Origin of the sequence: Bacillus sp. SH7-1, assembly GCF_008042405.1 — a bacterium.
GTDB lineage: Bacteria > Bacillota > Bacilli > Bacillales > Bacillaceae_G > Bacillus_A > Bacillus_A thuringiensis_N.
On record NZ_QNUD01000075.1, the window covers coordinates 1 to 5,278 of the forward strand.

Genomic DNA, 5,278 nt, shown 5'->3' on the forward strand with positions numbered 1-5,278 from the left:
GAGGGACATTTTATTTATTTATTTATTTATTTATGTATGATTAATTTGACGGTTCATTTAATGTTGCAATTATTTCATTTGCAGTGTTCTTTCCATTTCCAATACACGCACCAATTCCGACACCGAAATAGGAAGCGCCAGCTAAGTATACATTCGGATAAAGATCAGTCATTTTTTCTTGTAATGTTTGAACTGCTTGATTATGTTCTAAATGATATTTCGGCATTAAATCTTTCCAATTTGTAACTTCAACTACTTCTGGTTCACCTTTAATTCCGAGACTCTTTTCAATATCATATAAAGCGACTCGTACTAATTCTTCTTCACTATAATTTTTAATCGTTTCATATACTGGATTGGTACTCTTATAAAACATTCTCACTAATAGCTTTTGTTTTCCAGATGTATGTTTCCACTTTCGGCTTGTCCATGTACAAGCGTCACAATGTAAATCAATGTTTTCCGTTACGATAAATCCTGTACCGTCCGCCGGTAATTGTTCATCTAGTATGTCAAATCCTAAGTAAATACTTATAAGAGATGAGTTTTTAAATGTATGAAACTGCTCGTTTAACTCATTAGACTGTAATAAAGTTTGGGCGATATCATGCGGAGTTGCTAAAACAACATAATCAGCTTGGATTGAATCGTGATTTGCAAAGGAAATTTCATAGCGATCACCTTTTTTACTTACAGCCGTCGTTACAGCACCTTTCTTAACAACCGTCTCAGGCAGTACTTCTTCTAAACGATCAATAATCGTAGATAGTCCATTTTTGAATGATACAAACTTTTTATTTCCTGCTGATTGAAATTGTTTTTTATTCTCTTCAAAACCTTTAATAATACTTCCATACTTATTTTTATACTCCAGTAAATACGGTAATGTAGATGCCATCGTAAGCTCATTCAATTTACCAGAATATACACCTGAGAGTACAGGTGCAATTTGTCTTTCCACTAACTCTTTCCCTAAGAAGCTCTCTAAAAATACAGCAAGTGGTGTATCTTTCGTAAACTCTTTATTTTTCGTTATGTAATCTTTTAAAGCAACAATTTTTCCTTTCGTTGATACTAGCGTACTACTAAACAACGATCGGGCACTCATCGGTATCCCAAATATAGTGTCAGAAGGAATTGGATGTAAAGCATTATCAGAATATATGTAAGAAATACCCGTTTCGTTATATACCATTTCTTCTTCTAAATTTAAATCTTTTATTAGAGGCATAACATGCTCATTACGAGCAACGATAGAATCTGCTCCTGATTCCATAATAAAATCCTTTTCTTCTACACTATGGATTTTACCACCTAAGTACTTTTCTTTTTCTACAAGGATTAAATTTAAATCAATATTATTATCCTTTTTTAATTTTTCTAAATAAAACATAGTAGAAAGTCCCGTTATACCTCCACCAATAACAACAACTGTTTTCATATGTGCTGCGCTCCTAACCGATACAATTAATAATTCCTTTATTATTATACCCAAAAGTCCTTATATTCGACTAGCAGCTTGCGCATTCTGTAAGAAATTAGACATTATATTCGAATATATTCCCGGTTGATCATTATGTACTAAATGACCAGCAAAAGGAATAACAGCAATATGAATATTATCGTTTAATTGTTTGAACGTTGTAGCAGCTGTAACTTCATCTTCTGAATCTCCCCCAGCAATACAAAGTGTAGGTACTTGAAGGCTAGCTACATCACCAGTTTCATCGAATGGGTACCAATCCTTAACTTGCCACGATTCAAGCAATGCTTTCCAATCACTTTTTTCATGAATCTGATTCATATAAGTTACAAATTCTTCATTTTCCATCAATTGCTGATGGTCCCTCGCTTCATACTCCTGTGACTCCTCCCAATTTTCTCTCTTAAGCGGAAAGATACCTGACAAAGTTAATGTTCTCACCTTTTCTGGATACTTTTTGGCAAATAATAAAGCAACTAATCCTCCTAGTGAAACACCAGCTATATGACATCTATCAATTTGTAAATGCTCTAACGTATTATGTAAATCCCTTACAGAACGTAGGAAATAATTCTCCAATGCTCCTCCTGATTTTCCATGCCCTCTTAAATCAGGGCGAATGACTTGATAATTTTGTTCTCGAAAAAATGCTACCTGCTCTTCATATTCTACTAAACCTGTCATACCACCAGAATGTAAAAGTACGATTGGTTCCCCTTCACCTGAAATGTGCGTATATAATATCATATTTCCCCACCTTTAAAACAGAATATTCTATTAATTATTAGTATATAGAATTTACATCGGAATTTCCAAATAAAAAAGAACTATTACACATTCACACCATGTCATAGTTCTTCCTATTTTAAAAACATAAAGTAATTAATCAATTTGTCTATTTCTTGACTTAAAGCCAATACTTTTTCATGTTGAATTCCATAATCTGATACTAAATATAAAAGTTCTTCTTTCTTTATTTCAATTACCTTTTCCAATTTCACTAATTCCATGTCGTTTTACTTCTCTCTCCAATAATAAAATGTATGTATTTTAGTATATCCTATTTACATAATTAGTAAAAGTGAAATACGTATGTAAAATCTTGCATATTTTTAAATAATATACTAGCAACAAAGAAATTTATATTTTAGCACCTTAATACAGATCATTAGACTCCATTACGTATTCATAACAAATCGGAATTTCTCTAAAGTTATATCTTTATATTTTGGAGCCCTCTTAATATGATCAAAATAGCTAAATGAGAATTTAAAGACATGTCCGAAGTCCCAATCAGACGCACTATAGTCTCTTAGCCAAAATTGATTTTCTGTTGGTAATACATGAGCACGTTTAGATTCGATTAAAGGTAAAGAATCTATCGGTGAGTCCAAGTTTATTTCACTATTCGACGTAAGATTTTGACTAGCACGTAACACGTAAACTAGTTTTAACAGTGGACGTATCGCTCGATAGAATATATCTCTGTGCCCTAAGTCATACATAATATTAATTGCATGAGAAAAAGTAAGTAAATGTCCAATTAAATCATGATGCGATTCCGCTCTATAAATAATATTAAATTGCGATAGCTCCTTTAAAACAAACTTTGATAATTGTTTTGGATTTCTCAATTCACCTTCTATCTCATTTCGTATACTTAATTGCTTTACTTCCTTTGTCGTAAAACCAATCCACGATCTACCAGGAATTGTTTTTTGAAACGATAATATAAGATTAGCAATCCCTTCAATTGCTTGATTATCGCCCCATTTTTGTAACTCTTTCATAGCTAATAAACTTAATGCAGCATAAATCACATTATGCCCTACCCAATGAAGTTCATCAATTGTATGTTCCAATGATTTAATAATCATTTTTTCAGCACTTTGAAAATCAATTTCTTCTTTATTTTCGATAATTCCACTTAAGTTTTGCTTGTTCAGCATCATTTTTGTTTGAGAATACATACTACGAAGTATTTCTTCTTCTACATTGTTATCTTTTATGAAAAAATAACTAGCAATTGCAGCTGTTCCGAAATGTGCATGCCAAATATCATTTGTTTCTTTTTTACATTGAGAAATAATTGAAAGGCCACCTTTTAAAACAGTTTTATTTTCCATCTATTTATCCCCCGTAATAAAAATCGCTTTATACTCATCCTATAGACGGCGTCAATACGAATAAAATGTGATTCAATTCATCACTTTTATTCAAAAAGCGATGCTTCACATTTGGTGGGATACGTACAACATCCCCTTCTTCTAAGAAATATTCTTTTCCTTCTAACTCCACATACACTTCTCCTTTCATGACAACAGCAATTTCTTCTTTATCTTCATGTGAATAGTGACTTTCCGTTGTGTTTGCTTGTTTATTTAAGTCCATCATTAACATTTCAATACGTGCTTTCATAAAATCAGGTGTTAATACATCGTATACTATGTGATCGCTATTTTCTCGATATACTTTCTTTCTATCTTTCTTCTTAGAAATGAGTGAATCTGTATCAATCTCATTAATAAACAGTGTAAATAGTGGGACATTTAATGCTTTCGCTATTAATTCCAATACACTTAACGAAGGATTCGCATGTCCCCTTTCAATTTGGCTAATTAGTGACGTACTAATCCCTGCATAATCAGCAAATTCACGAATTGTCATCTTATTTTTCTTACGATAACTTAATACAGTTTGTCCGAGTCTATCATGTATCATAGTAAAAACTTCCTTTCGTCCATCATATTGCATCTTTCGTTGTCTTTGTGCTGACTTACTAAACAAAAGCAAATAATCCTTTCCTATCGCCCACAAGACTTATATACTTACCTTTGTAAATTATATCGTATTTAGTTTATTATAATAGACAATTTATCGGAGGGACAAACTTTGAAATCACCTATTCTTTCATATTGCATCTTATTTTTCGGCGTATTCGCCCTATCAACTTCAGCGATTTTTGTAAAATTGGCTGATGCTCCTGCAGCTATTATTGCTTTTTATCGATTATTTTTTGCTGCATTAATTTTGTTACCATTATTACTATTTAATAAAAACAATCGATACGAACTAAAAACATTAACGAAAAAACAATGGAGATTCGGATTCATTTCTGGACTATTTTTAGCTGCACATTATGTACTATGGTTTGAATCGTTACACTATACTTCTGTAGCAAGTTCCACAGTTATCGTAACATTACAACCTTTATTCTCAATGATTGGTGGTTATTTTTTATTCAAGGAGAGGTTTACGAAAGGAGCGGTTATTGGTTGCCTCATCGCTATTTCAGGAAGTATCGTCATTGGATGGCAAGACTTTCAAATTAGCGGAGAAGCATTATACGGGGATATTTTAGCATTTATTGCGGCAGGAATTATTACCGGTTATTTTTTCATTAGTCAACATGTTCGTAAAGATTTATCACTTATACCGTATTCGGTAATTAGTTATGGAAGTAGTGCCTGTTTTCTTGGTATATTTGCTTACTTGCAACACGAATCTTTCATCCACTACTCTACACAAACTTGGATGTGCTTTATTGGATTAGCGTTTATTGCAACGATTTTAGGACAAACAATTTTTAATTGGTTATTAAAATGGATGAGTGCTACTGTAATCTCTATGAGCATTTTAGGAGAAACGATTGGAACTTGTATACTAGCGTACTTTATTTTAAGTGAGATCATTTCTTTACAACAAGGAATAGGTATTACAGTTATTTTTATTGGTCTTGCATTATTTTTATTACAAGCAAATTCCAATAAAAAAGCATGACAGTATACTGTCATG

6 protein-coding genes are annotated in these 5,278 nt (G+C 32.2%); 1 reads left to right on the forward strand and 5 read right to left on the reverse strand.

Features of this window, described 5'->3' with window-relative positions:
- Positions 1-40: 40 nt before the first annotated feature.
- From DN390_RS30425 to DN390_RS30445, 5 genes are all read right to left on the reverse strand, one after another.
- Positions 41-1,441 (reverse strand): protoporphyrinogen oxidase, encoded by a 1,401-nt coding sequence (locus DN390_RS30425; RefSeq protein WP_147809354.1) that lies wholly within the window; start codon positions 1,439-1,441, stop codon positions 41-43.
- 60 nt (positions 1,442-1,501) lie between these two features.
- Complete coding sequence (locus DN390_RS30430; protein ID WP_147809355.1) at positions 1,502-2,230, reverse strand: alpha/beta fold hydrolase; 729 nt, start codon at positions 2,228-2,230, stop codon at positions 1,502-1,504.
- A gap of 113 nt (positions 2,231-2,343) precedes the next feature.
- Positions 2,344-2,493, reverse strand: a complete 150-nt coding sequence (locus DN390_RS30435) for an aspartyl-phosphate phosphatase Spo0E family protein (RefSeq protein WP_000424361.1) — start codon at positions 2,491-2,493, stop codon at positions 2,344-2,346.
- Positions 2,494-2,661: 168 nt separating this feature from the next.
- Positions 2,662-3,609, reverse strand: a complete 948-nt coding sequence (locus DN390_RS30440; protein ID WP_147809356.1) for a hypothetical protein — start codon at positions 3,607-3,609, stop codon at positions 2,662-2,664.
- 34 nt (positions 3,610-3,643) lie between these two features.
- Positions 3,644-4,204: a helix-turn-helix domain-containing protein gene (locus tag DN390_RS30445; protein WP_098608287.1), complete on the reverse strand. Its 561-nt coding sequence runs from the start codon at positions 4,202-4,204 to the stop codon at positions 3,644-3,646.
- Positions 4,205-4,375: 171 nt separating this feature from the next.
- Here DN390_RS30445 and DN390_RS30450 point away from each other — a divergent pair, with 171 nt between their 5' ends.
- Positions 4,376-5,263 (forward strand): DMT family transporter, encoded by an 888-nt coding sequence (locus tag DN390_RS30450; protein WP_098608286.1) that lies wholly within the window; start codon positions 4,376-4,378, stop codon positions 5,261-5,263.
- Positions 5,264-5,278 lie beyond the last annotated feature (15 nt).

Coding starts and splice junctions, on each gene's coding strand:
- DN390_RS30425 (WP_147809354.1), bottom strand. CDS start 1,441: ATGAAAACAGTTGTTGTTATTGGTGGAGGTATAACGGGACTTTCTACT.
- DN390_RS30430 (WP_147809355.1), bottom strand. CDS start 2,230: ATGATATTATATACGCACATTTCAGGTGAAGGGGAACCAATCGTACTT.
- DN390_RS30435 (WP_000424361.1), bottom strand. CDS start 2,493: ATGGAATTAGTGAAATTGGAAAAGGTAATTGAAATAAAGAAAGAAGAA.
- DN390_RS30440 (WP_147809356.1), bottom strand. CDS start 3,609: ATGGAAAATAAAACTGTTTTAAAAGGTGGCCTTTCAATTATTTCTCAA.
- DN390_RS30445 (WP_098608287.1), bottom strand. CDS start 4,204: ATGATACATGATAGACTCGGACAAACTGTATTAAGTTATCGTAAGAAA.